We start from the raw sequence: 1,611 nt of genomic DNA on the forward strand, positions 1-1,611 counted from the left end.
TTTTCTTACGATTAGTCAATCTGTATTTTTAGATTTTTAATACATTGGTTCTCACAAAATATAAGTATTCATTTGCGGGGCATACTAAATATCCCCACTATGAATTTGTTTTTTTAGTGGGGGGATGATGTGGTAGAATGAATGAAACTATGATGTTAGGCCGTTAACCGATAATCATAGTGTATATTGTGTGTAATAAGGTGAAGGAGAAGCTTTAATAACTTATTTACACATGCAATGGACGCAACTTTATGACACTTGTTATAGGGTTGCGTTTTTAATTTATCGTAATACTCTACAAGGTGATTGCGACCGTACCGCCGTATTTTAATCATGTTTTGAATAGTAAGGTACAGTAATTTACGTAAATGCTTATTTCCGCGTTTATTAATTTTATCTTTATAAAAGGTTTTGCCTGATTGAAAGCGACGTATATCGATACCAGCATATGCATTTAATTGTTTATTGTTTTCGAAACGTGTCATATCGCCTATTTCAGCCATTAAACGTACAGCTGTATTGGGGCCAATTCCAGGGATACTTAGAATGATACGATATTCTGGGCGTTGTTCGGCCATATCTACCATTTTGTTAATACAGCACTGCTTTTGGTGAAGAAGTTCTTGATAGCGTTTTGCGTATGCTTTGAGCTGATCACATAGTACATCGTCTTGAGAAACAGCTGGGTAAGAATGTTTAGCTAATTCAAGAATTTGAAGAGCTTTTGTCTCGGCTAGCGTAGTTGATATTTTCTTATTGGTGTTAGCACGAATACGATTTTTTATAACCGTTTTAGAGAGAGATACTACATAATCTGGATGAGGAAATAGTTGAACAAAGTTTAAAAATAAATCAGATTTACTCGTAAACATTTTTTCTAATTCTGGAAATGTTAGTTGGATTACTTTATGCATACGGCCACGAAGAATAGATAACTCTCCATCCAGTTCGCTGTAAAATCTCGAAAGAGATCGTAATTGAAGGTACACATTATCGGTTTTATGGGATACCCTTCGGGTAACTGTAAAGTGGGTAAGAGCTAACCGATGTGCATCACTTCGGTCCGTTTTATGGATTCGTAAGGAATCGCATTGTAGTTTTGCTTCTAAGGGATTTAATAAACAATAGCTGTACTGATTATTTTGCATGAAGCGTTCTAGCTGTCTAGAATAAATACCTGTGGCTTCAAATACGATTGCAGGTGGTTCACCTGTTTCATTTGTAAGCTTAAGAATCTTTTCCTGTAGTTCTTCAAATGCAGGTTTAGAATGTTTCAATTCCTGTTCAAAAATGCATTGTTTGTGAGCATTATAAATAACCATATAACTTTTACCCATACTGATGTCAAACGCGATTACATGTTTCATAAAGTTCCTCCTTATATGGAATGGAAGTCTTCGGCTTACACTTATCGATTCCCATTTCTTATACACGATCTCAAGGATCTACACACTAAAAACTGATTCAAATAAGGTAAGCGAAGAAGGCCAGTTTATTTTACGGATTCTAAATCCTAAAGAAACCTCGGCCCTTTCTTCACTTCTACTATATAAAAAAAATAGTAGTGCGAACCAATGCCTTGGTCTGCACTACTAATCTTAGTATGTTTAT

1 protein-coding gene is annotated in these 1,611 nt (G+C 35.2%); it reads right to left on the reverse strand.

The features are described from left to right. Positions 1 to 155 precede the first annotated feature (155 nt). Complete coding sequence (locus PDL00_RS34605) at positions 156 to 1,367, reverse strand: IS110 family transposase (protein ID WP_270733840.1); 1,212 nt, start codon at positions 1,365 to 1,367, stop codon at positions 156 to 158. Positions 1,368 to 1,611 lie beyond the last annotated feature (244 nt).

The organism is Bacillus cereus group sp. TH152-1LC (assembly GCF_027710505.1).
GTDB classification, from domain to species: Bacteria; Bacillota; Bacilli; order Bacillales; family Bacillaceae_G; genus Bacillus_A; species Bacillus_A mobilis.

What these genes read in the sequence shown, in the direction of transcription:
- PDL00_RS34605 (WP_270733840.1), bottom strand. Translation starts at nt 1,367, where the DNA reads ATGAAACATGTAATCGCGTTTGACATCAGTATGGGTAAAAGTTATATG.